This window comes from Streptosporangiales bacterium (genome assembly GCA_009379955.1).
In the GTDB taxonomy this organism is placed as follows: domain Bacteria; phylum Actinomycetota; class Actinomycetes; order Streptosporangiales; family WHST01; genus WHST01.
Genome location: WHST01000018.1, coordinates 1 through 26733, shown reverse-complemented (window position 1 = coordinate 26733; position 26733 = coordinate 1). Strand labels below are relative to the sequence as shown.

At 70.7% G+C, this 26733-nt stretch carries 25 protein-coding genes and 1 pseudogene; 12 read left to right on the top strand and 14 right to left on the bottom strand.

The genetic code is table 11. The features are described from left to right. The first annotated feature begins 67 nt into the window (after positions 1-67). From GEV10_07935 to GEV10_07925, 3 genes are read left to right on the top strand one after another with little or no spacing between them, the layout of a single operon-like run. Complete coding sequence (locus tag GEV10_07935) at positions 68-763, top strand: SDR family NAD(P)-dependent oxidoreductase (protein ID MQA78393.1); 696 nt, start codon at positions 68-70, stop codon at positions 761-763. Continuing rightward, on the top strand, positions 760-2457 hold the full coding sequence (locus GEV10_07930) for a CDP-glycerol glycerophosphotransferase (GenBank protein ID MQA78392.1): 1698 nt from the start codon (positions 760-762) through the stop codon (positions 2455-2457). Before GEV10_07935 ends, GEV10_07930 begins: the two co-directional genes overlap by 4 nt. A 53-nt stretch (positions 2458-2510) precedes the next feature. After that, on the top strand, positions 2511-3083 hold the full coding sequence (locus GEV10_07925) for a hypothetical protein (GenBank protein ID MQA78391.1): 573 nt from the start codon (positions 2511-2513) through the stop codon (positions 3081-3083). Positions 3084-3092: 9 nt separating this feature from the next. On the opposite strand, the gene GEV10_07920 is transcribed toward GEV10_07925, so the two are convergent. The 5 genes from GEV10_07920 to GEV10_07900 form a co-directional block, all read right to left on the bottom strand. Continuing rightward, positions 3093-3827: an ABC transporter permease subunit gene (locus GEV10_07920; GenBank protein MQA78390.1), complete on the bottom strand. Its 735-nt coding sequence runs from the start codon at positions 3825-3827 to the stop codon at positions 3093-3095. Next, complete coding sequence (locus GEV10_07915) at positions 3824-4585, bottom strand: ATP-binding cassette domain-containing protein (GenBank protein MQA78389.1); 762 nt, start codon at positions 4583-4585, stop codon at positions 3824-3826. Before GEV10_07915 ends, GEV10_07920 begins: the two co-directional genes overlap by 4 nt. 50 nt (positions 4586-4635) lie before the next feature. Beyond that, positions 4636-5244: a TetR family transcriptional regulator gene (locus tag GEV10_07910; protein MQA78388.1), complete on the bottom strand. Its 609-nt coding sequence runs from the start codon at positions 5242-5244 to the stop codon at positions 4636-4638. 5 nt (positions 5245-5249) lie between these two features. Continuing rightward, positions 5250-6089, bottom strand: a complete 840-nt coding sequence (locus GEV10_07905) for a TIM barrel protein (GenBank protein ID MQA78387.1) — start codon at positions 6087-6089, stop codon at positions 5250-5252. A 167-nt stretch (positions 6090-6256) separates the two neighbouring features. Next, positions 6257-7096: a metalloregulator ArsR/SmtB family transcription factor gene (locus GEV10_07900; GenBank protein ID MQA78386.1), complete on the bottom strand. Its 840-nt coding sequence runs from the start codon at positions 7094-7096 to the stop codon at positions 6257-6259. Positions 7097-7161: 65 nt separating this feature from the next. On the opposite strand from GEV10_07900, the gene GEV10_07895 reads away from it, so the two are divergent. From GEV10_07895 to GEV10_07870, 6 genes and pseudogenes are all read left to right on the top strand, one after another. Further along, positions 7162-8388 (top strand): MFS transporter, encoded by a 1227-nt coding sequence (locus GEV10_07895; GenBank protein ID MQA78385.1) that lies wholly within the window; start codon positions 7162-7164, stop codon positions 8386-8388. Between the two features lie 46 nt (positions 8389-8434). After that, positions 8435-9214 (top strand): hypothetical protein, encoded by a 780-nt coding sequence (locus GEV10_07890; GenBank protein ID MQA78384.1) that lies wholly within the window; start codon positions 8435-8437, stop codon positions 9212-9214. A gap of 5 nt (positions 9215-9219) precedes the next feature. Continuing rightward, a complete protein-coding gene (locus GEV10_07885; protein MQA78383.1) occupies positions 9220-9915 on the top strand; it encodes an HAD-IA family hydrolase in 696 nt (231 codons plus the stop codon). A 173-nt stretch (positions 9916-10088) separates the two neighbouring features. After that, a complete protein-coding gene (gene radA, locus GEV10_07880) occupies positions 10089-11588 on the top strand; it encodes a DNA repair protein RadA (protein ID MQA78382.1) in 1500 nt (499 codons plus the stop codon). Continuing rightward, positions 11585-12712, top strand: a complete 1128-nt coding sequence (gene disA / locus GEV10_07875) for a DNA integrity scanning protein DisA (GenBank protein MQA78381.1) — start codon at positions 11585-11587, stop codon at positions 12710-12712. The genes radA and disA overlap by 4 nt, the downstream gene beginning before the upstream one ends. 6 nt (positions 12713-12718) lie before the next feature. Next, a pseudogene (locus GEV10_07870) lies at positions 12719-13265 on the top strand (GNAT family N-acetyltransferase). A 15-nt stretch (positions 13266-13280) separates the two neighbouring features. Here GEV10_07870 and GEV10_07865 read toward each other — a convergent pair. Both GEV10_07865 and GEV10_07860 read right to left on the bottom strand, forming a co-directional pair. After that, complete coding sequence (locus GEV10_07865) at positions 13281-13925, bottom strand: hypothetical protein (GenBank protein MQA78380.1); 645 nt, start codon at positions 13923-13925, stop codon at positions 13281-13283. Between the two features lie 56 nt (positions 13926-13981). Beyond that, entirely contained in the window at positions 13982-14701 is a 720-nt protein-coding gene (locus tag GEV10_07860; protein MQA78379.1) for a hypothetical protein, read from the bottom strand. A 244-nt stretch (positions 14702-14945) separates the two neighbouring features. On the opposite strand from GEV10_07860, the gene GEV10_07855 reads away from it, so the two are divergent. After that, positions 14946-15722: an A/G-specific adenine glycosylase gene (locus GEV10_07855; GenBank protein ID MQA78378.1), complete on the top strand. Its 777-nt coding sequence runs from the start codon at positions 14946-14948 to the stop codon at positions 15720-15722. Positions 15723-16280: 558 nt separating this feature from the next. On the opposite strand, the gene GEV10_07850 is transcribed toward GEV10_07855, so the two are convergent. From GEV10_07850 to GEV10_07820, 7 genes are all read right to left on the bottom strand, one after another. Next, positions 16281-17306, bottom strand: a complete 1026-nt coding sequence (locus GEV10_07850) for a hypothetical protein (protein ID MQA78377.1) — start codon at positions 17304-17306, stop codon at positions 16281-16283. Continuing rightward, positions 17303-17650 carry a PadR family transcriptional regulator gene (locus GEV10_07845; GenBank protein MQA78376.1) on the bottom strand — a complete coding sequence of 116 codons (348 nt, stop codon included), beginning with the start codon at positions 17648-17650 and terminating at the stop codon, positions 17303-17305. Before GEV10_07845 ends, GEV10_07850 begins: the two co-directional genes overlap by 4 nt. Before the next feature lie 128 nt (positions 17651-17778). Continuing rightward, the gene (locus tag GEV10_07840; protein ID MQA78375.1) at positions 17779-20277 is read right to left on the bottom strand and encodes an AAA domain-containing protein; all 2499 of its coding nucleotides are present in this window, start codon (positions 20275-20277) and stop codon (positions 17779-17781) included. Between the two features lie 336 nt (positions 20278-20613). Next, positions 20614-20952, bottom strand: a complete 339-nt coding sequence (locus tag GEV10_07835) for an Lsr2 family protein (GenBank protein MQA78374.1) — start codon at positions 20950-20952, stop codon at positions 20614-20616. A gap of 244 nt (positions 20953-21196) precedes the next feature. Then, positions 21197-22654, bottom strand: coding sequence for a lysine--tRNA ligase (lysS, locus tag GEV10_07830; GenBank protein MQA78373.1), 1458 nt, complete (start codon positions 22652-22654; stop codon positions 21197-21199). 108 nt (positions 22655-22762) lie between these two features. After that, positions 22763-23566: a type III pantothenate kinase gene (locus GEV10_07825; protein MQA78372.1), complete on the bottom strand. Its 804-nt coding sequence runs from the start codon at positions 23564-23566 to the stop codon at positions 22763-22765. A 6-nt stretch (positions 23567-23572) separates the two neighbouring features. Further along, complete coding sequence (locus tag GEV10_07820) at positions 23573-24487, bottom strand: DUF2520 domain-containing protein (protein MQA78371.1); 915 nt, start codon at positions 24485-24487, stop codon at positions 23573-23575. Between the two features lie 571 nt (positions 24488-25058). Between GEV10_07820 and GEV10_07815 the strand changes: the two genes are divergently transcribed. Both GEV10_07815 and GEV10_07810 read left to right on the top strand, forming a co-directional pair. After that, positions 25059-25565: a hypothetical protein gene (locus tag GEV10_07815; GenBank protein MQA78370.1), complete on the top strand. Its 507-nt coding sequence runs from the start codon at positions 25059-25061 to the stop codon at positions 25563-25565. After that, entirely contained in the window at positions 25480-26448 is a 969-nt protein-coding gene (locus tag GEV10_07810) for a helix-turn-helix domain-containing protein (GenBank protein ID MQA78369.1), read from the top strand. Before GEV10_07815 ends, GEV10_07810 begins: the two co-directional genes overlap by 86 nt. Positions 26449-26733: the final 285 nt, after the last annotated feature.

Below are 26733 nucleotides of genomic sequence, written 5' to 3'. Positions count from 1 at the left end.
GCAGGTGACGCCCGTCGTTCAACTCCGTGCCGCTGGAGGCCGTGCACCGATGACGAAGCCACAGACGATGCTGGTCACAGGGGCTTCCAAGGGTATCGGACGCGAAACCGTTCGCCGCTTCTTCCACACCGACAACGCGGTGACCGAGCTGGTCCTGCTCGCCCGGTCGTCCGAGGCGTTCGACGAGACCCTCGACGAGCTCGCGGCCGACAACCCGCACGACAAGGTGCTGCACCGCTACGACATCGACCTGGCCGACCGCGACGCCCTCGTCGCGCTGATGGGCGAGGTCATGCACCGGCACGAGCACGTCGAGGTCCTCGTCAACAACGCCGGCTACACCGACCCCAAGGCCATCCAGCAGATCGACTTCGGCTCGTTCGAGCGCACGATGGCGGTCAACCTGTACGCGCCCTTCACGATCGTCCAGGAGCTGCTCAGACTCGGCAACACGTTCGACCTCGTGGTCAACATCGCCTCCACCGCCGGTCTCGGCGGCCGGCCCGGTTGGCTCACCTACTCCGCGTCGAAGTCGGCGCTCATCACCATGTCCGAGGTGATGAAGGAGGAGCTCAAGATCTACGGCACCCGGGTCGTCTGCCTCTCCCCTGGCCGGTGCGCCACCGACCTGCGCCGTACGCTTGCTCCTGACGAGGATCCGTCCACGATCATGCAGCCGGGCGACGTCGCCGCGGTCATCGAGATGCTCGCCTCGGACACCGGACGCTTCGTCGACAGTCAGAACCTCATCGTCAGGATGTGAGCCGCCGGAATGCGCGCTCCAGCACCATCAGGGAAGGCCTCCGTTACGTGATCCGCCGTGCGCAGAACCTCGTACGCATGTTCGGCCTCAACGCGCTGGCCATCGCCTCGTTCGCTCTCCTCGCCCTGAGCCCGCTCACCTGGCTCGGCTTCGTGATCGGCGCGGCCGCGCTCGCCATCGCCTGGTACCGCAACCGCACGGCCGGGCTGGGCAAGGCCGTCGCCGCGCGCATCCTCGTCACCTGCGGCCTACTCGCGGCGTACGTCCCCGAGCTCGAGGACGGCAACGACTACGGCCTGCTCGTGGCCGCCGCGCTGCTGGTGATGCTGATCATGCACGAGAGCATGATCAGGCGCGTGGTGTCGTCGGCGCAGTTCTCGATCGCCAACCTGCCCGGCTTCGCCACGCGCAAGGGAGCGTTCGCCGACCCGCAGATCGTGTTCCACGCCAACACCGGCATGATCGTGCTGCTCGGCGCGTTCGCCGTGCCGAGGCTGCCGAGCTGGCCGCTGATGCTCGTGAGCATCGCGCTGGTGCTCGGCGTCGGGGCGCTGCTGCTCGACGCGCGACACCTGCGCAACCGCAGCGAGCAGACCTGGGCGGAGCTCGGCAAGGCCCTGGAGGCGTACGGGCCCGCGTTCGCCGTCTACTTCAGCGGGCCGCTCGGCGTGCTCTACCAGTTCGAGATGTGGCTGCCGTACTTCGAGCGGCTGGGCAAGCCGTTCGTCGTGGTGCTGCGCGAGACCCACGCGTTCGACACGATCACCGACCTGACCTCGGCCCCCGTCGTGGTCTGCCACTCGATCGCGAGCCTCGACAACGTCGCCGTCGAGGGCCTGAACGCGGCGTTCTACGTCAACAACGGCATGAAGAACAGCCAGTTCGTCCGGCTGCGGCACCTCACCCACATCCAGCTGCTGCACGGCGACAGCGACAAGCCGCCGAGCTTCAACCCGGTCACCGGGATGTACGACCGGATCTTCGTGGCGGGACAGGCGGGGATCGACCGGTACCGCAAGCACGGCATCCAGATCCCCGAGTCGAAGTTCGACATCGTCGGCCGGCCCCAGGTCGAGACGATCCGCGTCACCGAGCGCAGCGCGGACGACAGCGACCACAAGGTCGTGCTGTACGCGCCGACCTGGCGGGGCTACTCCGAGGACGTCAACTACTGCTCGCTGCCGGTGGGGAAGAAGCTGCTCGGCAAGCTGCTCGAGCGCGACACGACGATCATCCTGCGCGCGCACCCGTTCACGTCCAAGGACCCGGCCTCGGCACGACAGCTCAGCACACTGCAGCAGATGCTCGCCGCCGACGCGCAGAAGACCGGCCGCAAGCACCTGTTCGGCGCGGCCGCGACCACCGAGATCGGCATCGTGGAGTGCTTCAACAGGGCCGACGTGCTCGTGTCCGACGTGTCGAGCGTCGTGTCCGACTTCCTGTTCTCCGAGAAGCCGTTCGCCATCACCGACATGGTCGACGAGCGTGGGGAGTTCACCGACTCGTTCCCCCTGGCGCGGGCCGCGTACGTCCTGCGCCGCAACCTGTCGAACGTCGACGACGTGCTCGACAACCTGCTCAAGACCGACCCGCTCGGGCAGGTCAGGCGGGAGGCGCGGTCTTACTACCTCGGCGACTTCCCGGCCGACACGTACGCCGACGGCTTCATCCGCGGCGCCCGGCGCTATCTCTGAGCCGCTAGCGCGGCGCTAGTGAGCCGCTAGCGGTCACATGGTTCGATGTCCCCGTGACCACCCCACCGACCACCCGACTGACGCTGACCGCCGCGGGCCTGCCGTCGTTCGGGAGGATCCTGCTCATCGTCCTGGTGCCCGTCGTCGTCCTGATGGTGCTGCCCCTCGGTCCCATCATCGCCTCGGCCTTCTCCCGCTTCGGCGGAGCCATGTCGGTCGCGGGACCGCTGTTCATCGGGCTGCTCCTGCTCGGCCTGCTGGTCGCTCTCGTCTGGGGTCTCCTCCGCGTCTTCCGTGCCGGCGCGCACCTCGAGGGCACGGAGCTGACCGTACGGCCGGGTGCGTTCTCGACCCACCGGGTCGACCTGGCGTCCGCCAGGCAGCTGCGGCTCGCCGCCGAGTCGAGCGGCATGTCGGCCGTCTCGACGCTCTTCGCCGGCATGGACGCGCAAGGTCGATCGGCGAAGGTCGCGTTCGGTCGCGCCAGGAACGGCTACCTGCCGCTCCACGAGGTGGAGGCACTTGTCGCCGCCATCCGCACGGGCGCGAGGCAGGGCGTGGAGGCGCAGCAGGCCGAGCATGCAATCCAGGAGCTCTACCTCAGGGCCGCCGCACCGGGTGCCTGAGGCGCCCGGTCAGCCGGTGCGACGGCGCAGGGTGGCGGCGCCGAGCAGCAGGGCGAGCACCACGCAACCGCCGACCACCACCAGGTCGACGACGACGGCGTCCGTCACGTCGGCGTGGGCGGTCACCTCCTGCATCGCGTCGACGGCGTAGCTGAGGGGCAATGCGTCGGAGATCCATCGCAGCACGTCGTGCATCTGGTCCCTCGGCGCGAGCAGGCCGCACAGCAGCGCCTGCGGGAGGACGAGCGCGGGCATGAACTGCACGGCCTGGAACTCGGTGCGGGCGAACGCGCTCGCGAGGAGTCCGAGCGAGACGCCGAGGAGCGCGTCGAGGACCGCCACGACGACGAGCAGCCACGTCGACCCGGCGATGTCGAGCCCCAGCCACCAGACCGACACGCTCGCGGTGACGAGCGCCTGCACCGTCGCGACGAGGCCGAACGCGAGCGCGTAGCCGAACAACAGGTCGAGCTTGTGCAGCGGCATGGCGAGCAGGCGCTCGAGCACGCCTGACGTGCGTTCGCGCAGGGTGGCGATCGAGGTGACGATGAACATCACGACGAACGGGAACAGGCCGAGCAGCGCGGGCCCCGCCTGGTTGAACCGGCGCTCGTCGTCGAAGACCCAGGAGAGCAGCGCCATCAGGATCAGCGGGACGAGCAGCAGCATGGCGATCGTCCGCGGGTCGCGGCGCAGCTGGGCGAGGATCCGCCCGGCGGTCGCGAGGGTGAGACGCAGGCTCATGTCCGCACCCCGTTCCGCTCGTGCCCGGCATCTCGCACCAGGGCGAGGAAGGCCTCCTCCAGGTCGGCCGCGCCCGTTCGCTCGCGCAGGCCGTCCGCCGTCGACGTGGCCAGCAGGTCGCCGTCGTGCAGCAGCAGGAGCCGATCACACCTGGCGGCCTCGTCCATCACGTGGCTGCTCACGAGCAGGGTGCTGCCCCGGTCGGCGGCGAGCCGGGCGAACAACGCCCACAGGTCGTGCCTGAGCACCGGGTCCAGGCCCACCGTCGGCTCGTCCAGCACGAGCACCTCGGGATCGCCGAGCAGCGCGACCGCGAGCGAGACCCGTGCCTGCTGGCCACCGGACAGCCGCCTGACCACCTGGCGACGGTGCGAGCCGAGATCGACATCGTCGACCACGCGGTCGACATGGTCACGCGGGGCGCCGAGCACGGTGGCGAAGTAGCGCAGGTTCTCCTCGACGCTGAGGTCGTCGTAGACCGACGGTGCCTGTGTGCGGTAGCCGATCCGCCTGCGCAACCGCGGGTGTCCCGCCGGCAGCCCGAGCACGGTGACCGTTCCGGCCGCCACCACCTGGACGCCCATGACGCACCGCATGAGCGTCGTCTTCCCGCCACCCGAGGGTCCGAGCAGTCCCACGACCTCGCCGCGCGGAATGGTGCAGTCGATCCCGTGCAGCACCTCACGCCCACCGCGCACGACCCGCAGCCCCTCGGCGACGACCGCGGCCGAGGCGCCCTCGTCCACCGAATTCACCATACGATGAATTCAACGCCGCGAACGTGGCGCGGTCAAGAGGCCGGAGTCTCCTAGAGATCCGCCGTCAGGTAGCGCTGGATCGTCGGCCCGACCAGGCGGACCACGGCGTCGTCGTCGAGGCTCGCCAGCGGCTCGATCCGGACCACGTAGCGCGCCATAGCCAGACCCATCAGCTGGCTCGCGACCGCGGAGACGCGCAGCGCGGTGTCGGGCCGGTCGAGGCGGGCCGCGATCCGGTCGAAGATGAGGTGGGTGAGCGCCTCGCGCATCAGCCCCGAGACGTTCTCGCTGCTCGCGGTCGCGCGCACCATGGCGGTGAGCCTGGCCCGGTGCGCGGGTTGTCCCCAGACGCCGAGGAACGTCCGCACCAGGCGATCACCGATGTCGGCCAGGTCACCGTCGAGCACCTGGGAGACGAGGACCTCTGGGTCGACGGAAAGGTCCATCGCGGCGAGGAACAGCTGGTGCTTGCCGGCGAAGTAGTGGTGCACCAGAGCCGGATCGACGCCCGCCGCCCGCGCGACGCCCCGCAGCGTCGTGGCGTCGTAGCCGTGGTCGGCGAACGACTGGCGCGCCACGTCGAGGATCGAGCCACGGGTGTCGGGAGCGCCGGGACGGCGGCCCGGCCCTCGCGCGGCGCGACCGCCCTGCCGCGTCATGCGGTCTAGCGACGCCAGGCCGAGTGGTCGCTGTCGTCGTGCGCGGCCGCGAGGTGCAGCCGGGCGAACGCGAGCGACTCGGCGATGTCGGCCTCGCGGTCGGCGCGGCTCTCCGCCTTGCGGGTGTTGAGCTCCAGCACGACCATGCCGGTGAACGAGGACGCGGCGACGAACTCCAGCACCTCCGCGCAGGGCTGGCTGCCGCGGCCCGGCACCAGGTGCTCGTCGGTCTTGCTGCCGGTGCCGTCGCCGAGGTGCAGGTGGGAGAGCTGGTCGCCGAGGGCCTTCGCCATCTCCAGGGAGTCGGAGTGCGACACCGCGGCGTGCGACAGGTCGAGCGTGACGTGGGCGTAGTCCTGGCCGACGGGCGACCAGTGCGGGGCGTACGCGCCGGTCGAGATGCCGCCCGGCCCGCGCCACGGGTACATGTTCTCGACGGCCAGCGCGACGTCGGTGGTCTCCTGCAGCCTGCTCACCTTGCCGGTGAAGTCGCGCGCGTAGTCGAACTGCCAGCGAAAGGGCGGATGCAGGACGACGACGTCGGACCCGAGCTTCTCCGCGGCGTCGCGCGAGCGTTCGACCTTGGCCCACGGATCGCTGCCCCAGACGAACTGGGTGACGAGCAGGCACGGCGCGTGGATCGCCTTGACCGGCATCTCGTGGTAGTCGGAGAGGCGTTGCAGGGCGTCGATGTCCTGGCTGATCGGGTCGGTCGAGACCATGACCTCGACACCGTCGTACCCGAGGCGGGCAGCGATCTCGAACGCCGTGGCCGTCGACTCCGGGTAGACCGAGCCGGTCGACAGGACGACGTCCGTCTCAGGAACGGCCGAGGTATCGCGCACGCTGACACTGTAATCGGCCCCCACGCCGACTGGTCACGCCGCCACTGCCGGTCGACTGGTCCGGGACCACCCGCCACACGTGGGGACCCCGGCGGGGGCGGGCACCACGACCGGGGACCCCAACCGGTACAGGCACCACGACCGCGGACCCCAGATCAGTGGCGGCGTCAGTCGCGCGGTCCGCGGCGCTCGACCATGATCGTGTCGCGCCATCGGCCGTCGAGTTTGGCGATGCGGTCGCGGACGCCGACCGTGCGGAAGCCGGCCGCGTGGTGCAGGGCGAGGCTCGCCCGGTTCTCGGGAAAGATCGCGCTCTGCAGCGTCCAGAGCCCGCCGTCGTCGGCGGCCGTGACCTGCCGGTGGATCAGCGCCTTCCCCACCCCCCGACCGCGGAAGGCCGACCCGACGTACAGCGAGGTCTCGGCGACCCCCGCGTAGCAGCCGCGCGGTGAGACGGGCGTGACCGCCGCCCAGCCCGCGACGTCGCCGTCGACCCCGGCGACCCAGCGGTGGTCCGGCAGCCACTTCGCGTCGAGGCTCGTGCGGCTCGGCACGTCGGTCTCGAAGGTGGCGTTGCGGGTGGCGATGCCCTCGGCGTAGATGCGGCGTATGTACGTCCAGTCCGCCACGCGCATGGCGCGGACCGAGACACCACCGGGCGGGTCGATCGGCGGACGCGCCTGCGCCGCGAGCGAGCCCATCACGACGTCCGCCGCGTGCGGGAGCCCGGCGCAGCAGGCTTCGTTGACCGACACGAGCGTGCTCGTGCCGTCCTTGCGCAGCCGGACGAAGCCGACGACGGCGAGCTTGCGCAGGTGGTGGGAGCAGGTCGACTGGCTGATGCCGAGCGCCTCGGTCAGCTCGCCGACCGTGCTCTCCCTGCGCGCGGCGGCGACCGCGTGGAGCAGGCGCACCCGGGTCGGGTCGGCGAGGCACCCGAACCAGCTCGCGTAGACGGCGGCGGACTCGGCGGCGAGAGTGGGCGTCGGCACGTGTTCCCCTGTCATGTGGCTCGATTATCGAGCGCGCCCGCGATTGCGTCAATCGATGGGCGTCGATAGAGTCGCTCGGAATGCACGGAGGATCACCGGCGCGACGCACCCCGGACGGCCGCCGGTTGCGACGCGCGCTCGTCGCCCTCTGCGCCACGCAGATCACCAGCTGGGGCGTCCTCTACTACGCGTTCCCCGTGATGCTGGCGTCGGTCACCGACGACACCGGCTGGACCACCGCCCAGGCGATGGCGGCGTTCTCGACAGGCGCCGTGGTCAACGCGCTCGCCGGGGTCGTGGTCGGGCGGGCGCTCGACAGGTTCGGTCCGCGGCGGGTCATGACGCTGGGATCGGTCGTCGGCGTGCTCGCCGTGCTCGCGATCGCGGCCGCGCCGACACTGCCGCTGTTCTTCGGGGCGTGGGTCGTCGCCGGACTGGCCCAGTCGATGCTCCTGTACCCGCCCGCGTTCGTCGCGCTCACCCGGTGGTACGGACCCGATCGGGTGCGCGCGCTGACAACTCTGACGCTCGTCGGCGGTCTCGCCAGCACCGTCTTCGCGCCGCTCACCGCCGTCCTGCTCGACCGGATGGAGTGGCGCGGCGTGTACGTCGTGCTGGCCGTCGTCCTCGCGGTCGTGACGATCCCGCTGCACGCGACCTGTCTGACACCGCCCTGGCCCGTCGGCCGGCGGGGACGGCAAGTGGCGCCGGACGCGACACCGGCGGAGACGAGGTCCGTCCTGCGCAGCGGCGCGTTCGTCACCCTGACCGTCGCCATGGCCGCCGGCGCGTTCGGGATGTACGCGGCGACGGTCAACCTGGTACCGCTGCTCACCTCGCGCGGGATCGGCACCCACCTCGCCGCGATCGCGCTCGGCCTCTGCGGCGCGGGCCAGTTGCTCGGCCGGCTCGGCTATGCCTCGCTGTCCCGGCGGACGACGCCGCGCGTGCGTACCGCGGGGATCGTCGCCGCCGGCGCCGCGACCATCGTCGCCCTCGGCCTGATTCCCGGACCCACCGCGGTCCTCATCGGCGTCGCCGTCGTCGCGGGCGCCGTGCGCGGCTCGTTCACGCTGCTGCAGGCCACCGCCGTCGCAGACCGCTGGGGCACGCGGGGATTCGGCCGCAGGAACGGCGTCTTCAGCGCTCCGATCACCGCCGTGATCGCACTGGCCCCCGGCGGTGGCGCACTGCTCGCCGACGCGGTCGGCGGCTTCCCCGTGGCGTACGTGCTGATGGCGTCGTCCACCCTGCTGGCGGCCGCCGCGATCGCGTGGAATCCGTGGGCCTTACGACGCGCCGAGTGACCGCCCCACGCGTCGCAGCTGGCGGTGGCACGCGTATCGTTGAGCGGTGCCCGAGGTAGGTCTTGACTTCCCCCGCGAATGGGTCGAGTTCCCCGACCCCGACGACGACGAGCAGGTCTTCCGTTGTGACCTGACATACCTGTGCTCGCAGTACACGTGCATCTTCGGCAACGGCTGCAAGGGCATCTACGCCGACCGCCCGGACGACGGGTGCTGCACGCTCGGCGCGCACTTCACCGACAAGGCCGACCGCAAGCGCGTCAGGAAGTACGCCGCCGAGCTCACCCCCGAGCTGTGGGAGTACCACGACGAGGGTCGCGACGGCGGCATCTTCATGCGCGACGACGACGGCGAGAAGCAGACCCGCACCGTCGACGGCGCGTGCATCTTCCTGAACCGGCCGGGGTTCGCCGCGGGCAAGGGCTGCGCCCTGCACAAGCTCGCACTCGAGCGTGACCAGCCCATCCATGAGACCAAACCCGAGGTCTGCTGGCAGGTGCCGGTGCGCCGCACGTACGACTGGGTCGACCGTCCCGACGACACCCGCGTGCTCGTCATCTCGATCGGCGAGTTCGACCGCCGCGCGTGGGGGCCTGGCGGCCACGAGTTCGCCTGGTGGTGCTCGAGCGCCACGGAGGCGCACGTCGGCGCCGACCCGCTGTACGTCTCGTACGCCCCCGAGCTCCGCGAGCTGATGGGCGCCAAGGCGTACGAGGTGCTCGCCGACATCTGCGACCAGCGCCACCGCGACGGGCTCGTCGCCAGGCATCCCGCCGATCCACCGCTCCCGGCCGGCAAGCGATCGTTGCCGATCGTCGAGGTCTGACCGCGATGACGGACGGCCGTCCCGGGGCGGTGCTGTTCGACTTCTTCGGCACGCTCGTACCCGCGGGACCCGAGGAGAGCTGGGACGAGCAGATGCGCCGGCTGGCAGAGCCGCTCGGCCTGCCCGTCGACGTGGTCGGCGACGGGTTCACCCGCACCCGGCCACAACGGATGGCGGGAACGCTCGACTTCGCCACGAGCATCCAGCAGATCTGCGCCGGCGCCGGCGTTCCGGTCACCGACGCCCAGGTCGAGGCCGCCGAGGCGGCCCGTATCGCGTCGATGCGGCGCTGGATGACTCCACGCGACGTCACCCTGCCGACCCTGCGCCGGCTGCGCGACGCCGGCGTGCCACTGGCACTGGTGAGCGACTGCTCCCCCGACGTCGAGGACATCTGGCCGACCACACCGATGGCGGCGTACTTCCCGGTCGCCGTGTTCTCCTCGGCGATGGGCACCCGCAAGCCCGATCCCGTCATGTACGCCACGGCGTACGAGGCGCTCGGGGTCGCGCCGGAGCACTGCATGTACGTCGGCGACGGCAACAGCAACGAGCTCACCGGTGCCGCGGCGCTCGGCATCAGGACGATCCACCTCGACGCCGAACGCCCCGAACGCCCGGGCGCCGACTACGAGGGCGCCTCCTGGACCGGCGAACGCATCACGTCCCTCGCCGAGCTCCCCGCGCTGCTCGACCTGTGACACCCGCCGTCCACGTCATCTCACGAACATGGACTTCACCTCGTCCCTGCACGAGGTGAAGTCCTCGTTGATCACGTTGACGTGATCAACGAGGAGAGCTGGCGCCGTCCGCGGTTGCGGCCGACGGCGTGGCCCGGCGTCGACTGTCGGTGGGCGGGCCTACGGTGCTCGGCATGGTGAAGAAGGCGGCGGAGCGCGCGACGTACCGGTGTGCCGAGTGCGGCTGGCAGACCGGTAGGTGGGTCGGCCGGTGCGGCGAGTGCCAGGCATGGGGCACGGTCGGCGAGCGGCAGGCCGCGCCGACGTCGGTGCGCACGACACCGGGCCCGGTCTCGGCGCCGGCACGGCGCATCGTCGATGTGCCGGCGGTCGACGCGCAGCACCGGCCGACCGGCGTGCCCGAGCTCGACCGCGTGCTCGGCGGCGGGCTGGTCGAGGGCGCGGCCGTGCTGCTCCACGGCGAGCCCGGCGTGGGCAAGTCGACGCTCCTGCTCGAGGTCGCGGCCGAGGCCGCGCGCAGCGGCTCGCCCGCGCTGTACGTCACCGGCGAGGAGTCCGCGGCCCAGGTGCGGCTGCGGGCCGACCGCGTCGGCGCGCTGGCTCCCGCCCTGTTCCTGGCCGCGGAGACCGACCTCGGCGCGGTGCTCGGTCACCTCGAGCAGGTACGTCCGTCGCTGCTGGTCGTCGACTCCGTTCAGACCATCGCCACCGCCGACACCGACGGCGTCGCGGGCGGCGTCTCGCAGGTCCGCGCGGTCGCGGCGGCCCTCGTCCGGGTCGCCAAGGAGCGCGGCATCCCCACCATCCTCGTCGGTCACGTCACCAAGGACGGCACCGTCGCCGGGCCACGCGTGATGGAGCACCTCGTCGACGTCGTGCTGTCGTTCGAGGGCGACCGGCACACCAGGCTGCGCATGGTCCGCGCCGTGAAGAACCGCTTCGGTCCCACCGAGGAGGTCGGCTGCTTCGACCTCGGCGCCGGGGGCATCACTTCATTGCCCGATCCCAGCGGCCTGTTCCTCAGCAAGCGCGACAAGCCCGTGTCGGGCACCAGCGTCACCGTGGCACTCGAGGGCCGGCGACCGCTCGTGGCCGAGGTGCAGGCGCTCGTGGCGCCGATGTCCGGCAGCTCGCCGCGCCGCACCACCTCGGGCCTCGACGGCTCGCGGCTGGCACTCGTACTCGCCGTCCTGCAGCGCAGGGCGCGGCTGCCGCTCGCGACGTCCGACGTCTTCGCGGCCACCGTCGGCGGCGTTCGGCTGGCCGAGCCGGCGGTCGACCTCGCCGTGGCGCTCGCGGTCGCGAGCGCGGCCACCGACCAGCCGGGGCAGTCGATGACCGCCGCGATCGGCGAGGTCGGCCTCGCCGGGGAGGTCCGCCGGATCCCTGACGTCAGGCAGCGGCTGGCCGAGGCGGCACGGCTCGGCTTCACCCGCGCGCTCGTCCCGCCCGACCCCGGTCCCGTTCCCCGGGGGATCGAGGTGGTCGAGGTCGCCGACGTCGGAGCCGCGCTGCTGGCGATCGGGCTCGGCACCAGACCCGGCCGAGTCGCGGCTCGACCCGCCGAGTGGCCCGTCCCCCACCAGGCTCCGGCGCGCTCGCCGTACCGCGGAGGCCGTGGGCGGCGGGCGCCGGCTTCCCGACCTGTACACTTACGACCGATTTCGCCGTGACCGGAGGGGATCCGCGGCGAGGCCAGTTGTACGGAACCGGGGCGGAACACCAGGTGGTCAAGGACTACGGCGAACTGCTGCGGGTGACCCTTGCCGCCGTCGCCCCAGGCACGGCGATGCGTGACGGGCTCGAGCGCATCCTCCGCGGCAACACCGGCGCCCTCATCGTGCTGGGCCACGACCGCACGGTCGACTCGTTGTGCACCGGAGGTTTCGGCCTCAACGTCGAGCTCACCGGGCAGCGGTTGCGCGAGCTCGCGAAGATGGACGGCGCGATCGTCCTCGACAGCGGGCACAACCGCATCCTGCGGGTCAACGTCCACCTGATGCCCGACCCGTCGATCCCGACGATGGAGTCCGGCACCAGGCACCGCACCGCGGCCCGCGTCGCGTTGCAGACGGGACGGCCCGTCATCACCGTCAGCCAGTCGATGCGGATCATCCAGCTGTACGTCGGCGACCGGCGCCACGTCATCGAGCAGCCGGCGACGATCCTGTTCAGCGCCAACCAGGCGTTGCAGACCCTGGAGCGCTACCGGCTCAGGTACGACGAGGTGTCCCGCGGCCTGTCCGCCCTCGAGATCGAGGACCACGTCACCGTCCGCGACGTCTGCACGGTGGTCCAGCGCCTCGACATGGTGCGGCGCATCGCCGCCGAGATCGAGGCCTACGTCGTCGAGCTCGGCACCGACGGCCGGTTGCTCTCGTTGCAGCTCAACGAACTCGTCGCGGGCATCGAGCCCGACCGCGACCTCGTGGTGCGCGACTACGCACCGGGCGACCCGGCCGAGCTCACCCCCCTCGTGCTCGCCGCGCTCGAAGGGCTCGGCGACACCGAGATGCTCGACATCGGCTCCGTGACCCGCGCCTTCGGCTTCGGCGGCAGCGAGGTGCTCGACAGCGTCGTGAGCCCGCGCGGCTACCGTCTGCTCGCCAAGCTGCCGCGCCTCCCGCAGGCCGTGTGCGACCGACTCGTCAACCACTTCGGCCGGCTGCAGGAGCTCCTCGCCGCCAGCGTCGAGGAGCTCCAGCTCGTCGAGGGCATCGGCGAGCTGCGCGCACGCGCCGTACGCGAGGGCCTGTCACGGATCGCCGAGGTCTCGCTCGTCGACCGGTTCAACTGAGCGACGATGACGACGCTCGCGTACCCCGATCCCGTCATCGACGACGGCACGCTGCGCCTTCGCCCGTGGGCCGAGGACGACATCGGGTGCGTCGAGGAGGCCGCTCACGACCCGCTCATCCCGCACTACACGACCGTGCCCTCGGTGTTCACGCCCGAGGAGGGCGTGGCGTTCGTGCATCGGCAGTGGAGCCGGCTCACCGACCGCCACGGCGTGTCGCTCGCGATCGCCGACAGCGCCACCGACCGAGCCGTCGGCCTGGTGATCCTCACGCTGCGGCCGCAGTGTGGCGTCGGCGGCCTCGGCTACTGGATCGTGCCGAGCGCCCGCGGCGCCGGTCGCGCCACCCGTGCGGTTCGGCTCATGACGGCCTGGGGCCTCGACCGTCTCGGCCTCTCCCGGGGTGGAGGCCTGGGTCGAGCCCGACAACGCCGCGTCGCAACGCGCCCTGCTGGCCGCGGGGTTCGAGCGCGAGGGCGTGCTGCGCAGCTTCCTCACCTTCGGCGGACGACGTACGGACGCGGTCGTCTTCTCCCGCATCGCCGACCCGTAGTGCCGCAGACGGTCTTCAGGACGAGAAGTCGAGCAACCGGATCAGGATGGCGAGCACCGTCAGGCCACAGACGATCCAGGCCAGGACGTACATGACCGACACGAGCCGGTTCTTCCGGCCACTGAGACTGTGCCTGAGTGGCTCGTTGGTCGCCAGGTCACGCAGGGCACCGGCCGTCTCCGCCGCCGTGGACGCGCCACTCGCCTGCCCCTCCACCCGGTGGACCGCGTCGGCCAGTGCGAGCAGGTCGGCGGACGCCAGCGGCGCACCCTCACTGAGCAGCGGCTGGGAGACCGAGCGACCGGAGAGGTCGTCCTTGGCCACCAGCAGATGGTTGGTGATCCGTACCCGGGCGGCGGCAAGGTCCACCCTGCGCGTGACGAACACGTGCCTGGTGACCAGGGTCGTGCCCTCCAGCCGGGCCCACGTCAGCCGCGGCGCGACGATGAGCAACGGCGCGACGAGCAGGCTGACGGCGCCGGCGACGAGGCCGAGACCGTCGAGTACGGCACCGGCGCTCGGGGCGTCGTCGAGGAGGGTCGAGGTGAGAAGGTTGACGCCGTTCATGACGAGGATCAGGCCGAGCGGTCGCAGGAAGTGCTGGTGGGCGGCCGGCAGGCGGCGGACCGAGGACGGGTCAATGGCTTCGAGGTCGCGCATGATCGCAGTGACGTGAGCCCTGCGGCGTGTCGTTCCACGCCATCGAAACTCGCGGGTCAGCCCTTCTCCAGCACGAAGACCGATCGCTCCTCCGGCTTCACCTTGCCGACATGCCCGTCGAGCACGTAGTAGCCGGGTTTGGCCGTGCCCTTGGTGGCGGGGCAGCCCTTCGCGGACCTGGTCTTCTTCCAGCTGGCGGTGGCGGTGTAGACGTCGCCGCTCTCGAACCTGCGTAGCTTCTCCGCCGGCGACTTCGCGCAGTCCACGGTGGACCAGACGCGGTCCTTGCCCGAGATGACGGTGACCCCGAGAGCGCTCGACCCGACGTCGACGTAGCACGGCTTCTTGCGGAGGTTGACCACGATGAGCGTGAACTTCGGCTGCTGGCCGGCGGAGTAGAACTTCTGGTCCGAGCGGACGCTCACCCGCAGGTCGCTCGCCGGGCACAACAGCTTGCCGTTCCTGGTGCTGAGCGACGGCGACGCCTTCGCCGAGGTCGTGCCCGTGGTCGCGGTGCCCGTCGGCTCTCCGGTGCCGGTCGTACCGGTCCCGGTGGGGGTCGGGGTGGGTGTCGGGCTCACCGTATCGGCCGGCACGGTCGGGATGTCCGTCGGCGTGCCGGCGGCCCCGGTGGGCTTCTGTTCGGCGCCGGAGTTGTTCGCGCAGGCCCAGACGACCCCCGCGACGACGGCCAGGAGCACGCCGATGATCACGAGCCGCCGACGCCAGTAGGTGCTGGCAGGCAGCGGTCCCGAGGGATTACGCAGCGTGTCCACGCTTCGACCATAAAACGGTCAGCGCGCAACATCGCGACGGCACGCCGGACACGCCCCGAAGTCGCCGCGGCGGTCCGGCACCGCTCTCCACGCCTCCGGACCCGTATGTGACGATCGGTCCGTGACGGTGACCGCCCCCGATCCCCTGGTGCGCGAGGTCCTCGACTGGTACGCCCGGCACGCGCGCGACCTCCCGTGGAGGGATCCGGGGGCGTCGGCGTGGGCGGTGCTCGTCAGCGAGTTCATGCTCCAGCAGACGCCCGTCGGCCGGGTGCTGCCCGCGTACCTGTCCTGGCTCGACCGGTGGCCGACCCCGGCGGCGCTGGCCGCGGAGGAGCCGGGGGAGGCCGTACGCGCCTGGAGTCGGCTGGGGTACCCGCGCCGCGCGCTGCGCCTGCACGCCGCCGCCCGTGCCGTGGTCGAACGCCACAGCGGAGCGGTGCCGGCCTCGTACGACGATCTCGTCGCGCTCCCGGGCGTCGGCGACTACACGGCGGCGGCCGTGGCGTCGTTCGCCCACCAGCGCCGTCATGTCGTCCTCGACACCAACGTCCGGCGGGTGCTGTCCCGCGTGGTCGGCGGCGCCGCGCTGCCGGCCGCCGCGCCCACGGTGTCGGAACGCCGCCGAGCCGAGGCCCTCGTCCCTGCGGACGGCCCGACGGCGGCGCGCTGGGCGGTCGCGTCGATGGAGCTGGGCGCCCTGGTCTGCACGGCCAGGTCGCCGGCGTGCGAGAGATGCCCGATCACGAGCAGGTGTACCTGGCGCCGCGCGGGCTACCCGCCCGGCGACGGGACCCGCAGGGTCCAGCGCTACGAGGGCACCGACCGCCAGGCGCGAGGCCGCCTGTTACAAGCCCTCCGCGACTCGGCGGCTCCGCTGCCGGCCGCCGAGCTCGACAAGACCTGGCCGGATCCCCTCCAGCGAGCGAGAGCCCTAGACACCCTGGTATCCGACGGCCTGGTAGAGCCCCTGAAAGGCAACCGCTACCGCCTCCCCAGCACCACCCCACCACTCACCTGACCACACAACCGGTCACCCCCCAGACCGCAGCGAAGCGACGCGAGGAGAGCAGCCGAAGGTCAAGGGAAGAGCGAGGGACGAAGTCCCAAAGCGCCCAACCAGAGGCATTCCACGACGACCCGGGAACGTGGGGGTCTGGGGGCTCGGCCCCCAGGTAGATGCACGGGCTGGGGAAGTTGGTTCAACGACCAACGAACAGGGGGAAGGAAGGGGGCGGCTCGCGCCCCTGCGAGCCGCCCCGCCCGCCCGCGTGCAATTGCGCGAGCAGTCCGACGAAGCCTTACGCTGCCCCGAGATGTGCGCAGCTTCATCGGAAGATCCGGTTGCTTCAGCCGCCTGGCGGCACCAGGCTGGGGAAGGTTTCGGACATCCTGACTATGAGGGTACCGCGATCCACAGCCTGTGGACGATGGCTTTCTGATATCAAATTCGACCGGTTTTCGCCCATCCGGGACCCTGCACGTACCGGAACCCGCCTCCGGTACGGTACGTCCCGATCCTGCCAGTATCGCCCTCGGCACCGGTCGGCGGGGTCGGTCATGACATGCACGGCGCACCTCACCAGGTCAGCAGCGCGAGCAGGACGGCGACGGCGAGCAGGTTGCCGGGAACGGTGACGGCGTTCCACCCGGCGTAGACCCGGTTGCGCCGGCCGAGCCAGACCGAGATCACCGCCGCCGCGAGGAAGACGACGAGGTCGAGGACCAGACCACCCCCGAGGGCCTGGTCCACGAGTACGGTCGCGGCGAGGGCGCGGGCGAGCCACCAGGCCGGGCGCAACGACGCGAGGTAGTCGAGCACCTGGGCGCCGGGTGACCAGTCGTGCAGATGGTCGCGCAGGCGCCGCAGGGCGCGGACGTCCGGCAGGTCCTTGACGATCTGGGTGTACGACGCCCGCCAGGGCGCCTTACCCCATGCGATAGCGAAGCCGACGGCGGTGCCGAGCCAGACGGCGACGGCGAGTCCGAGCGCGATTCCGTCGGTCGCGCCGGCGCCGACGAAGGCGACCAGGGTCAGCACGGCGAGGACGCGCAGCCACCAGGTGGTGACCCCTTCCGACACCGCCCATCCGGGCACCGTGCCGCCGTGGTCGGGGCGCCGTGCCTCACGTGCGGTGGCGACGATGTCGGACCACCGCGCGAGACGTCGCGAGCCGATGCTCAGGGCCAGCAGCGCCGCCCCCCAGGCGGCCACGGCGAGGATCAGGGCCAGGACCACGGCCTCGGGGGCGCCGCCCGCGAGGCCGGCGAGGCCGAGGAAGGGCAGCGTCGCGACGATCTGCGCGCACAGCCACCACCAGCCGGCGACGCGCCAGCCGACTCCTGGCCGGCTGTCCGGCGCGTTGCCGGCCGCCGGGAGGCCGGCCGCCTGCCGCAGCTCGGCGGCGTACTCCGCGGGTGTGCCGAGGCGTTCGACCATGGCCTCGTACGGGACGTCGTCGCCGATCTCGGCGCCCACCTCGGCGAGGTGCCCGTCGAGGTCCTCGCCCAGCTCGCCGAGCTCGGCCTCCGGGATGTCGGACAGCGCCTGCCTGACCTCGGCCGCGTAGCGCCGCACGGCCTCGGCGGCCTGCGTCACCGTCATCGGATGACCTCCGTTCGCCCAGCCTCCGTGCCGTCGAGCAACCGGGTCATCGTGTCGGAGAACTGGCGCCAGGTCGTGCTCGACGACTCCAGGACCGACCTGCCCGTGTCGTTGAGTGCGTAGTACTTGCGGTGCGGACCCTCTTCGCTGGGCACGACGTAGGTCGTGAGCGCACCCTGGCCGTAGAGTCGGCGCAGCGTGCCGTACACCGAGGCGTCGCCCACCTCCGCGATGCCCTGTTGCCGCAGCCGGCGGAGGACGTCGTAGCCGTAGCCGTCCTCACCCCTGAGCACGGCGAGCACGGCGACGTCGAGCACACCCTTCAACAACTGGCTCGTGTCCACCGCTGCCCTCCTCTATGGCGCACGGGGGACTATTCCATATAGCGCAGTACTGTGCAAGCGGTAACCGCGACGACGAGGGCCCGCACCCGACGGATCGGATGCGGGCCCTCGTGCGGCTCCGTGCGGTGCTACTCCTCGACCGCGACCACCGGCGGCGTGTCGGGGAGGCTGCTCGGCTTGGGCTCACCGCGGAAGCTGAGCTGGGCGCTGTCACCCTCCCCCTCGACGTCGACCACGACGATCTGACCGGACTCGACCTCGCCGTAGAGGATCTTCTCGCTGAGGTTGTCCTCGAGCTCCCGCTGGATCGTGCGACGCAGCGGCCGGGCGCCCATCACGGGGTCGAACCCGCGCTTGGCGAGGAGCTGCTTCGCGGCCTGGGTGAGCTCGATCGTCATGTCCCTGTCGCGCAGTCGCAGGTCGACCTGGGCGACGAGCAGGTCGGTGATCTTCACGATCTCGTCCTGCCGCAGCTGGTGGAAGACGATGATGTCGTCGACACGGTTGATGAACTCCGGCCGGAAGTGGTGCTTGAGCTCCTCGTCGACCTTCGACTTCATCCGGTCGTAGTCGTCACCGTCGTCGACGGCCGACGCGAACCCGGTGGCGAACCCGCGCGAGATGTCGCGGGTGCCGAGGTTCGTCGTCATGATGACCACGGTGTTCTTGAAGTCGACGACCCGGCCCTGCGCGTCGCTGAGCCGGCCCTCTTCGAGGATCTGCAGCAGCGAGTTGAAGATGTCCGGGTGGGCCTTCTCGACCTCGTCGAAGAGGATCACCGAGAACGGCTTGCGGCGCACCTTCTCGGTGAGCTGGCCGCCCTCCTCGTAGCCGACGTAGCCCGGAGGTGAGCCGAACAGCCGCGAGACGGTGTGCTTCTCGGAGTACTCGCTCATGTCGAGCTGGATGAGCGCGTCCTCCTCGCCGAACATGAACTCGGCCAGCGCCTTGGACAGCTCGGTCTTACCGACGCCGGACGGGCCGGCGAAGATGAACGAGCCGCCGGGACGCCGCGGGTCCTTCAGCCCGGCTCGCGTGCGCCTGATCGCCCGGGAGAGCGCCTTGACCGCCTGCTCCTGGCCGACGATGCGCTTGTGCAGCTCGTCCTCCATCTGGAGCAGCCGGTGGCTCTCCTCCTCGGTCAGCTTGAAGATCGGGATGCCGGTCCAGGTGGACAGCACCTCCGCGATCTCCTCCTCGCCGACCTCGGCGACGACGTCCATGTCGCCGGCCTTCCACTCCTTCTCGCGCTGCTCCTTCTGCCCGATCAGCTGCTTCTCCTGGTCGCGCAGGGCGGCGGCCTTCTCGAAGTCCTGGCTGTCGATCGCGGTTTCCTTGTCGCGGCGGACGTTGGCGATCCGCTCGTCGAACTCGCGGAGGTCGGGCGGCGCGGTCATGCGGCGGATGCGCATGCGCGAGCCGGCCTCGTCGATGAGGTCGATCGCCTTGTCCGGCAGGTAGCGGTCGCTGATGTAGCGGTCGGCCAGCGTCGACGCCGCGACGACCGCGCCGTCGGTGATGGACACCCGGTGGTGCGCCTCGTACCTGTCGCGGAGGCCCTTGAGGATCTCGATCGTGTGCGAGACCGACGGCTCCTCGACGTGGATCGGCTGGAAGCGGCGCTCCAGTGCGGCGTCCTTCTCGAGGTGCTTGCGGTACTCGTCGAGCGTCGTGGCGCCGATGGTCTGCAGCTCACCGCGGGCGAGCATCGGCTTGAGGATGCTCGCGGCGTCGATCGCGCCCTCGGCGGCACCCGCGCCGACGAGCGTGTGCAGCTCGTCGATGAACAGGATGATGTCGCCGCGGGTCTTGATCTCCTTCAGCACCTTCTTCAGACGCTCCTCGAAGTCACCGCGGTAGCGGCTGCCGGCCACCAGCGCGCCGAGGTCGAGGGTGTAGAGCTGCTTCTCCTTGAGCGTCTCGGGGATCTCGCCCTTGACGATCTTCTGGCCGAGTCCCTCGACGACGGCGGTCTTGCCGACGCCGGGCTCGCCGACGAGCACCGGGTTGTTCTTGGTGCGGCGCGACAGCACCTGCATGACCCGCTCGATCTCCTTGTCGCGACCGATCACCGGGTCGAGCTTGCCCTCGCGGGCGGCCTGGGTCAGGTTGCGGCCGAACTGGTCGAGCACGAGGGAGGTGGACGGCGCCGCCTCGCCGGACGCGCCGGCGGCCGCCGGCTCCTTGCCCTGGTAGCCGGACAGCAGCTGCAACACCTGCTGGCGGACGCGGTTCAGGTCGGCGCCGAGCTTGATCAGCACCTGGGCCGCGACGCCCTCGCCCTCGCGGATCAGGCCCAGCAGGATGTGCTCGGTACCGATGTAGTTGTGTCCGAGCTGGAGTGCCTCACGCAGGCTCAGCTCGAGCACCTTCTTCGCCCGCGGCGTGAACGGGATGTGTCCGGACGGGGCCTGCTGTCCCTGGCCGATGATGTCCTCGACCTGCTGGCGGACGGCTTCGAGGGAGATCCCGAGGCTCTCCAGAGCCTTCGCGGCGACGCCCTCGCCCTCGTGGATCAGCCCGAGCAGGATGTGCTCGGTGCCGATGTAGTTGTGGTTGAGCATCCGCGCCTCTTCCTGGGCGAGGACGACAACGCGGCGAGCCCGGTCGGTGAACCGTTCGAACATCAGTCCGCTCCCTCGGCGCGGTGGGGGTGGTGCCGGGAGGCCGGCGCCCTTCCCGCTGCATGCTAATCGTTCGGTGCTGGCCACCCGCCCGTGCATCCTGCTAACGGCGCACGTGCGGGTGCTTCTCCCATGCTGACCACAACAGGTCGCGAATTGACCATGTTCCGGTCACCGAGTCTTCGCGTTACGCGCCGAGCGAACGGCGGCGGGCCAGGATCATCACATAGCGTCACAGGATAGGCATTCCGCGTGACGAAGCGGTCCCGGGTCCGGCACCCGGCCGTGCGCAGGGCCTGCACGAGGCGACCTCGTGCAGGCCCTGTGACGTCGCGTCGGTCAGTGTGCCGCGCGGTACGCGTCGACGACGGCGGCGGGGATGCGGCCCCGCTCGCCCACGTCGTAGCCGCTGTCGATCGCCCAGGTGCGGACGTCCGCGGTGGAGGCGCCGGCGACCTTCGAGCCGCGGCGGCCCCGGCCACGTCCGACCGACCGGGCTGTCACCTTGCGCGCGGCGGGCACATACCTGCCGACCGCGTCTCTGATCTCCTTCGCGTGCTTCTTGCACACGTCGACCTCGTACGCACTGCCCTCCAGGCCGAAGGCGATCGTCTCGACGCCCTCGGTCTCGTCACCGTGGAGATCGCAGACGAGTAGGGTCATGACCTTCTGCGCCACTGGGCTTCCCTTCGCTCCCTGAAATCGTCCCGCCTAGGAAACAGTAAATCACTCGGGAACGCAAATCTGGAGACGGCACACCGAGGGATTCAGCGCTTAGTGCGGTCCTCATCGGGGTGCGAGGGGTTCTGCAGGTGATCCTCGGCGTCCTTTTTCGACCGCTGACGGAATACCCAGACCACGAAAGCGATGACGACCCCCGCCATGACTCCGGGTGGCAGAAGGGCCACGAGCACGTCGACCATTACTGCTCCGGCTTCACGAGGGGAAAGGTTATGGTCTCGCGCAGCGGCAGGCCGGTGAGGAAGAGCATCAGCCGGTCGATTCCGAAGCCCACGCCGCCCGCCGGGGGCATTCCGTGCTCGAGCGCGCGCAGAAAGTCCTCGTCGAGCCACATCGCTTCGTCGTCACCAGCCGCACCGAGCGCGGCCTGTGCGACAAAACGCTCACGTTGCTCGATCGGGTCAATCAGCTCGGAGTAGCCCGTACCGGCCTCGACCCCCTGGATATACAAGTCCCACTTCTCGACGACGCCGGGAGTCTCGCGGTGCGAACGTACCAGCGGTGAGGTCTCGACCGGATAGTCGCGGACAAACGTCGGTGCGATCAGGGTAGGCGGCACCAGCTCGTCGAAGAGCTCCTCTGCGATCCTGCCCTGTCCCCAGGAGTCGTGCACCTCGATACCGTGTTTGTCCGCGAGCACGGCGAGTTTGTCGCGGGCGGTCTCCGGTGAAACGTCCTCGCCGAGTGCCTCGGCGAGCGCACCGTACATGGTGACCTGGCGCCATTCGCCGCCGAGGTCGTGCTCGGTGCCGTCGGCGTGGGTGACGACGGTGGACCCGAAGGCCGCGCGCGCGGCGTCCTGGTAGAGGTCGCGGGTGAGCGCGCCGATGCTGTCGTAGTCGCCGTACGCCTCGTACGCCTCGAGCATCGTGAACTCGGGGTTGTGCGAACGGTCGACGCCCTCGTTGCGGAAGTTGCGGTTGATCTCGTAGACCTTCTCGACGCCGCCCACCAGCAACCGCTTCAGGTAGAGCTCGGGAGCGATCCGCAGGTAGAGCGGGAGGTCGTACGCGTTGATGTGGGTGACGAACGGCCGGGCGGTGGCACCGCCGGGGATCACCTGCAGCATCGGGGTCTCGACCTCGAGGAAGCCGCGCTCGCGCATGGAGTCGCGCAGCGCGTTGGTCACGGCGGCGCGGATCTCCAGGACGCGGCGGCTGTCGGGGTTGACCAGGAGGTCGACGTACCGCTGCCGCACCCGCGCCTCGGGGTCGGCGAGCCCGAGCCACTTCTCCGGGAGCGGGCGCAGCGCCTTGCTGGTGATCGCCCAGCTGTCGACGAGGACGGACAGCTCACCGCGCCTGGACGTGATGACCTCGCCCTCGACGCCCACCTGGTCGCCGCGGTCGACGTCGGCCTTCCATGCTGCGAGGGACTCCTCGCCGACCTGCGCGAGCGACACCATGACCTGCAGCCGGCCGGTGCCGTCCTGGAGCGTGGCGAAGCAGAGCTTGCCTGTGTTGCGGCTCAGCATGACCCGCCCGGCGACGGTGACGCGCTCCCCCGTCGCGGTGTCGGCCTCGAGATCGCCGAACCGCTTTCGTACGTCGGCCGCCGTGTCGGTGCGCGGGAAGCCCAGCGGGTAGGGGTCGATCCCCCGCTCCCGCAGGCGGTCGACCTTCTCCCTGCGCACCCGCATCTGCTCGGGCAGGTCGTCGTACGGTGTCGGCTGCTCGTTCACCCCGCCAGGCTATAGCCGGGCCCCGACGGCCCCGCGACCCGATTACCCGGGCGCCGGTTGCCGGCGTCAGGAGGCCGCGTGGCTCTCGGAACCGACGTTGCGCTCCCAGACCAGGCGCAGGCCGACGAGGGTGAGCCACGGGTCGTGCACGGTGATCGTGCGCGACTCGGGCACGATGGTCGGCGCGAGGCCGCCGGTGGCGATCACCGTGACGTCGCCCGCGGGGAGGCCGAGCTCGGTGATCATCCGTTCGACGATGCCGTCGACGAGACCGACGAAGCCGTACAGGATGCCGGACTGCAGCGCCTCGACCGTCGACTTGCCCACGACCGACCGCGGCCGGCGCAGCTCGACCTTGAGCAGCTGGGCGGCGCGGCCCGCGAGCGCGTCGAGCGAGATCTCGATGCCGGGAGCGAGCGCGCCGCCGAGGAACTCGCCGCGGCCGGAGACGACGTCGAAGTTCGTCGAGGTGCCGAAGTCGACCACGATGGCGGGGCCGCCGTACAGCTCGTGCGCGGCGAGGGAGTTCATGATGCGGTCGGCGCCGACCTCGCGCGGGTTGTCGTAACGGATCGGCACGCCGGTCTTGATCCCCGGCTCGACGATCACCGTGGGGACGTCGGCGAAGTAGCGGCTGCACAGCTGACGCACCTGCTGCAGCACGTTGGGCACGGTGGAGCACAGCGAGATGCCGGTGACCTCGGCACCGCCCGGCTCGGGGTACTGCGCGAGCAGGCCCTGCAGGACGACGGCAAGCTCGTCCGCCGTGCGCAGCGGGTCGGTGGCGATGCGCCACTTCTCGGCCATCACGGCGCCCTCGAACAGGCCGAGCACAGTGTTGCTGTTGCCGACGTCGATGGTGAGGAGCATGCCGGCTCAGGCCTCCCTGTCGGTGGGGGCGGCGAGCACGTCGAGGAGTGCCTCGGCCTGGTCGGGTGCCAGCGCTCCCGCTGCGAGCGCACGGTCGGCGGCGAGGCGGGCGAGCGTCACGTACGCCGCGGCGGCCTCGCGCGACGTGCGGTCGAGCTCGGCGCGGTGCGCCGCGACGGTCGTCACGTCACCACGGGCGACGGGACCGGCCGTGACGTCGGGCACGGCGAGCGCCTGGTCGACGGCGGCGGACACCAGCGGCGCGAGCAGCCGCCTGGGGTCGGCGACCTCCGCCTGCTGCAGCAGGTCGGCCGCCTGCGCCACCAGTGTCACGAGGTGGTCGGACGCGACGGTGAGCGCGGCGTGGTAGAGCGGGCGGTGCTCCTCGGGCACCCACACCGGCTCGCCGCCCATCTCGATCACCAACGCCTCGGCGATCGGTCGCAGGACGTCCGGCGCGGTGACACCGAAGCAGCAGCCGGACAGCCGGCCGAGGTCGAGGGAGGTGCCGGTGAGCGCGGTGACCGGGTGCAGTGCGAGCGGCAGGGCGCCCACCCGTAGCGCCGGCTCGAGGACGCCGATGCCGTGCCGACCGCTGGTGTGTGCGAGCAGCTGCCCCTCGCGTACCGCGCCGACGTCGACGAGCCCGGTGACCAGGTCGGGCAGCACGTCGTCGGGTACCGACAGCAGCGCGAGGTCGGCACCGGCGACGACGTCGCGTGCCGGGAGGATCTCGGCGCCGGGGAGCATCGCCTCGGCCCGGGTGCGCGACGCCTCCGACGTGGCCGCGACGGCCACGACCCGGTGACCCGCGCGCTGCAGCGCCGCCCCGAGCACCGCACCCACCCGGCCGGCGCCGACGACGCCGACGGTGAGGCGGCCGGGCCGCTCGGCCTGCGGCCGAGGCGCTGGCTCGGACATCACGTACCTTCCGCTTCAGTCCCGCGCCACGCGTACGGCCACGGCGTCAAGGTACCGGTCGGTTCGAGCGCACAGCCTACTCGGCGGTCTCGCCGGTCGTTGCGTCCGAGTAAGTGGTCGCCATGGCCACCGGTTACTCGGACGCAACGGTGCGGCGACGGACGCTCTTGACGTCGTCAGGCAGCACAACGATGCTTGCCGAGCAACCAGGGGCAACTTCTGGCAACTTCCTTGACCGGGTGCGGTGAGGGTCGGTTGCGTGGGGGGCAACTCCCGGCAACCAGACATGGAGGCGTCGACCATGGCACTCGACCTCGTAGGTACGGATCCTGACAGCCCAGCTGAGAAGTGCCCGGCGGTACTCGTGGACGACGAGAGCGGCGACGGACTGTTCGTCGGCAAGAAGGTCACCGACCCCGCCACCATCGCGTACGTATCGGAGCACACCGCGATTGCCGCGGATGAGGGCGTGTTCCGGATGCCCGCTCGGATGTGGCCGATCATCGCGGAGGCCGCAGGCGGCACCTACGAGAAGGGCCGCCAGGGACCGGGACGACCGACGTTCGCCAAGCTGGTCGGCGCGACCCAACGGTCGCTCGCCCACTTGGAGATGCGCGAGCACTACGGCCACGACGACCCTGCCTACCTACGGTGGCGGGAAGGGCAACGTGGCGATGCTGTCCTGCCAGCAGAAGCGGAGAAGTGGCACGAGCTGGTCCGGGAATCCGTTGCACGTGGCGTGACCTGGCGGCGGTTGCGGGTCGTTCCCGAGCCGCTGACGGACTACCTGAGGTGGGAGCACCACATCACCACCGCGGTGAACGTCGAGGCGGGCGAGGAGGTGCGGTGGCTGCCCCGCCGCCGCGCCTCCGGGCTGCTGCTGCCGGGCAACGACCTCTGGTTGTTCGACCGGCGGACCGTGAAGTTCCACCATCTGTCACCCGACCCCGAGGGTGAGGGTCTGATCGACCACGGCGACGAGCTGACCAACGATCCGGCCGTGGTCGCACAGACGATCGCCGCTTTCGACGCCGCATGGGAGCACGGCATCCTGCACGGCGAGTTCCAGCCGGACTGACGGCCCCCCACCCGTGCCGTCGTCCAGCTCCTCCAGCGCGCAGGCCGCCCGACAAGCCCTCGTCGTCCAGCTACGGGAGGTTCGGGAGCGAGCTGGACTAACGGCACGGGCACTCGCCGCCGAGGCGGGCTGGCGCCCGCAGAAGATCAGCCGGGTCGAGCATGGCGTCCGCCCGATCTCGGCGGTGGACCTGTCGACGTGGTGCCAGATCTGCGGGGTCTCACCGGAACGGACAGAGGAGCTGCTGGCCGAGCGATCGACTGCTGCCGGCATGTGGACGACGATGCAGCGCCTGCACCGCGCCGGGTTGAAACAGGCACAGGAGTCCGTACGCTCGGAGTTTGAACAGGTCCGCCTCTACCGCTGCTACCAGCCGATGGTCGTGCCGGGGCTTCTACAAATCGCGAACTACACAGCAACCGCGTTGGAGTCCGTGAATGACCTTCTCGGTCTCAGTGGTGATGACGTCGCGGAGGCTGTCGTCGAGCGGATGGATCGCCAACATGTGCTCCATCGACCCGACGCCCGTTGGCTGTTCGTGGTGGAAGAACAGGTGCTACATCATCGCGTGTGCGTCCCTGACGTCCATCGCGCCCAGCTGAAGCACCTCCGTGCGGTGATGTCCTACCCGTCGGTCTCTCTCGGCATCATTCCGTCGGACGTCGATCGCCCGCTGCGCTGGCCGTGTGAGGGGTTCGCAATGATGGAAGGACCCGGCTGGAGGAAAGTCAACGTGGAGCTGGTCTCCGGCTACCTCCAGATCACCACGCCATCCGAGCTCGCGCTGTACCGCGACGAGTTCGACGCTCTCGCCGCGACCGCTGTGCATGGAGCGGCGGCTCGCGCCCTGATCGCCAGCGCCGCGGAGTCGCTCGCCCCGTAGGGGCAACTTTCGGCACACTCGTAGCCCGCCCCCGAGCGCCCCACATACCGTCGCGGACATGAAGCGCGATCTCGTCTGGGAGTGACTGGGGGAACAGCAGTGAGCGAGGAACAGACGGCACCGATCGACGACGACACGGACGAACGGTGCGAGCCGCACGGCAACCGGCTCCCGTGCCCGATGTGCCTCGCCGAGAAGTACCACGTCCCCGTCTGGAACAACGTCTGAGCTGGTGACCGGCCGCGGATCAGCCCCGAGGCCCGGCCGGTTCACCGTGCCGGCGTG

What these genes read in the sequence shown, in the direction of transcription:
- GEV10_07850 (MQA78377.1), bottom strand. Translation starts at nt 17,306, where the DNA reads ATGACGGTGACGCAGGCCGCCGAGGCCGTGCGGCGCTACGCGGCCGAG.
- GEV10_07920 (MQA78390.1), bottom strand. Translation starts at nt 3,827, where the DNA reads ATGAGCCTGCGTCTCACCCTCGCGACCGCCGGGCGGATCCTCGCCCAG.
- GEV10_07865 (MQA78380.1), bottom strand. Translation starts at nt 13,925, where the DNA reads ATGCGCGACCTCGAAGCCATTGACCCGTCCTCGGTCCGCCGCCTGCCG.
- GEV10_07935 (MQA78393.1), top strand. Translation starts at nt 68, where the DNA reads ATGCTGGTCACAGGGGCTTCCAAGGGTATCGGACGCGAAACCGTTCGC.
- GEV10_07900 (MQA78386.1), bottom strand. Translation starts at nt 7,096, where the DNA reads ATGACAGGGGAACACGTGCCGACGCCCACTCTCGCCGCCGAGTCCGCC.
- GEV10_07855 (MQA78378.1), top strand. Translation starts at nt 14,946, where the DNA reads ATGCTCCAGCAGACGCCCGTCGGCCGGGTGCTGCCCGCGTACCTGTCC.
- radA (MQA78382.1), top strand. Translation starts at nt 10,089, where the DNA reads ATGGTGAAGAAGGCGGCGGAGCGCGCGACGTACCGGTGTGCCGAGTGC.
- GEV10_07825 (MQA78372.1), bottom strand. Translation starts at nt 23,566, where the DNA reads ATGCTCCTCACCATCGACGTCGGCAACAGCAACACTGTGCTCGGCCTG.
- GEV10_07915 (MQA78389.1), bottom strand. Translation starts at nt 4,585, where the DNA reads ATGGTGAATTCGGTGGACGAGGGCGCCTCGGCCGCGGTCGTCGCCGAG.
- lysS (MQA78373.1), bottom strand. Translation starts at nt 22,654, where the DNA reads ATGCGGGTGCGCAGGGAGAAGGTCGACCGCCTGCGGGAGCGGGGGATC.
- GEV10_07895 (MQA78385.1), top strand. Translation starts at nt 7,162, where the DNA reads ATGCACGGAGGATCACCGGCGCGACGCACCCCGGACGGCCGCCGGTTG.
- GEV10_07885 (MQA78383.1), top strand. Translation starts at nt 9,220, where the DNA reads ATGACGGACGGCCGTCCCGGGGCGGTGCTGTTCGACTTCTTCGGCACG.
- GEV10_07840 (MQA78375.1), bottom strand. Translation starts at nt 20,277, where the DNA reads ATGTTCGAACGGTTCACCGACCGGGCTCGCCGCGTTGTCGTCCTCGCC.
- GEV10_07910 (MQA78388.1), bottom strand. Translation starts at nt 5,244, where the DNA reads ATGACGCGGCAGGGCGGTCGCGCCGCGCGAGGGCCGGGCCGCCGTCCC.
- GEV10_07820 (MQA78371.1), bottom strand. Translation starts at nt 24,487, where the DNA reads ATGTCCGAGCCAGCGCCTCGGCCGCAGGCCGAGCGGCCCGGCCGCCTC.